4 protein-coding genes are annotated in these 2,505 nt (G+C 72.7%); 3 read left to right on the forward strand and 1 reads right to left on the reverse strand.

Going from position 1 to position 2,505, the window contains the following annotated elements:
* Window positions 1–248 precede the first annotated feature (248 nt).
* From HG543_RS53045 to HG543_RS53055, 3 genes are all read left to right on the forward strand, one after another.
* Window positions 249–734 (forward strand): sigma-70 family RNA polymerase sigma factor, encoded by a 486-nt coding sequence (locus tag HG543_RS53045; protein WP_169352587.1) that lies wholly within the window; start codon window positions 249–251, stop codon window positions 732–734.
* Window positions 731–1,555: an ActD-like protein gene (locus HG543_RS53050; protein ID WP_169352588.1), complete on the forward strand. Its 825-nt coding sequence runs from the start codon at window positions 731–733 to the stop codon at window positions 1,553–1,555. The genes HG543_RS53045 and HG543_RS53050 overlap by 4 nt, the downstream gene beginning before the upstream one ends.
* Window positions 1,556–1,707: 152 nt before the next feature.
* Window positions 1,708–2,166, forward strand: a complete 459-nt coding sequence (locus HG543_RS53055) for a peptidase (RefSeq protein ID WP_246357945.1) — start codon at window positions 1,708–1,710, stop codon at window positions 2,164–2,166.
* 18 nt (window positions 2,167–2,184) lie between these two features.
* On the opposite strand, the gene HG543_RS53060 is transcribed toward HG543_RS53055, so the two are convergent.
* On the reverse strand, window positions 2,185–2,505 hold a 321-nt coding region (locus HG543_RS53060; protein ID WP_343073670.1), incomplete at its 5' end, for a DUF6748 domain-containing protein.

Raw genomic sequence — 2,505 nt, forward strand, 5'->3', positions numbered from 1 at the left:
GACCATGTCTGGGGAGCATTAATTACCCCGGGGACCCGGCCCTTTCTTCCGCGGGTGCGCTGGAGCTGTCGGTTACTGGCGGAAGCGCCACGGGGACCGGCCAGGACCGCACCCGGTGTGCGGGAGGGCGTGGGACGCCTGGAGTGGCTCGCGGGGAGAAAACGGGGTACGGACGCGGGAAGAAGGGGCGCGGTGACAGATTTCCCGGGCACCGGTGTTCCCTTCGCGAACGAGGGAGGCGCGAGCCGGTGTCAATCGATGTGGAGGCCTACTACCGCCGCTACGGCCCCCAGGTGCTCCGGCGCTGCCGCTTCCTCCTGCGGGACGAGGAGAGGGCCGTGGACGCCATGCACGACGTGTTCGTCCAGCTGCTGCGCTACCAGGGCGCGCTGAAGGACACCGCGCCGTCCAGCCTGCTGCACCGCATCGCCACCACCGTGTGCCTCAACAAGCTGCGCGGGGCGAAGCGGCGGCCGGAGGACCGGGAGGACGAGCTGGTGATGCAGATTGCGTCCGCGGAGGACACCGAGTCGCGCACCGCGGCGCGGGGGCTGTTGGACCGGCTGTTCGGCCGGGTGCCCGCGTCCAGCCGCGACATCGCCGTGCTGCACCTGGTGGACGGCATGACGCTGGAGGAGACGGCCCGCGAGGTGGGCCTGTCCGTGTCCGGGGTCCGCAAGCGCCTGCGCGCCCTGTCCGCCGTGCTGCAAGAGCTGGAGCTGGAGGCCGCATGAACTCCCCCCACCGCACGCCCGACTGGCTGCTGGAGCGAATCGCCCTGGGTGAGCTGCCCCCGGAGGAACTCGCGAAGGCGCGCGCCCGGCTCGCCGAGGAGCCCGACGGGCTGGCCCGGCTGGCCGCCCTGGAGGCCGACTCGCGCGCCACGCTGGAGCGGCTGCCGCCCGCGCGCGTGGCCCGCGAGGTGGAGGCCCGCGCCGCGCGGATGACGGGCGCGGCCCGAAAGGAGACACCCTCCCCTTCCTGGCGCCTGGCATGGGGCCTGGTGCCGGCGCTCGCCACCGTGGCCCTCTTCGTGCTGGCGCGCCCCGCGGACGTGGAGGACACCCGCTCCGGCGGTCCGGTGGCCGTCGTGACTCCCGGGATGACTCCCGAGCGGACGCGCATCAAGGGGCTGGAGCCCAGGCTCGCCGCCCACCGGCAGGCAGGCGCGGGCAGCGAGCCCCTCACCGATGGGGCCCTCGTCGCCGCCGGTGACGTGCTGCAGCTGGAGTATGTGGCCGCCGGTCGCACCCATGGCGTCATCGTCTCGGTGGACGGGCGCGGCGCCGTCACCCTCCACGCGCCGGAGGAGGGGAGCACGCGGGCGGCGGCGCTGGCGCCCTCGGGCACACATCGGCTGCCCGGCGCCTACGAGCTGGACGACGCGCCGGAGTTCGAGCGCTTCTTCTTCGTCTCCTCGGAGGAGCCCTTCGACGTGGCGCCGGTGCTGGATGCGGCAAGGGCCCTGGCGGGCAGCGCCGCTGCCCGCTCGGCCCCCCTATCGCTCCCCCAGGGCTTGACGCAGGTGTCCTTCACGCTGGAAAAGCAAAGGTGATGAAATCCTTTGCGCTCCTCGCATCGTGGCTGTGGGCAGGGGCGGCGGTCGCCGGACAGTATCCGGGAGCGTCGCTCCTCGCGCCGGAGGCGGGTGGACCCCGCCTGGCGCAGATGGCGGGTGCGCCGGCCCCTGAGGAGCCCACCCGGGGGTTGCGCAAGGGCAAGGTCCATATGGAGCTGTGGGCCAGCGACATCCAGGTCACCAACCTGGGTGTGAAGATTGGTGGCGGGCCCTTCTACTTCGCGCTGGTGTCGGGCATCGAGCCGGGCCGCGACGCGCGCTTCAGCTTCGGCGCGGGGCTGGGCGGGCACCTGACGTTGTCCCACCGGTTCTGGGTGGACCTGGACGTGACGGGCGGCACCGTGCAGCCGGTGCAGAAGCCGCTGGAGGGCGACGGCGGCAACGTGCTGGGGCAGGGGCGGCTGATGCTCGGCTTCCAGGTGCTGCCGCGCCTGGCGCTGTTCGCCGGCCCCACCTACAACATGTGGTTCACCTGGGGACAGCCGGACTTCGACACCGTCACCCGGATGGACGTGAAGCAGAGCCAGCCGGAGCCGGACCAGCGCCTTCAGCACTGGCCCGGGCTCCAGGTGGGACTGCACATCTGAGGCGGGCCGGGAGGCCCTTCAGTTGCTCAGCTTGTTGACGCGCAGGACGGTGGCCGCGCCTGCGGGGCCGGCGTTGGGCCGCGTGTCCAGCGTGGCCTCCACCTTCAGGCCCTCGGGCTGCGTCGTCTGCATCGTCAGCGAGTTGGTGCGCTCGTCGGAGCCGCCCGACACCGCGCTCAGGTCCAGCTCGTGGATGAGGAGCGCGTCCGCGCCCGGCTTGTCCACGCGGGCGGCCGTGTAGGACGGGCAGGGCGGGGCGATGCAGCGGATCCCACTGTCCTTGACGATGTACACGGCGCTCTCACCCGGCTTCACCTCGGGCTGGCCGTTGGCCGGGGC

The sequence above is a fragment of the Pyxidicoccus fallax genome (genome assembly GCF_012933655.1).
Taxonomy (GTDB): Bacteria; Myxococcota; Myxococcia; order Myxococcales; family Myxococcaceae; genus Myxococcus; species Myxococcus fallax.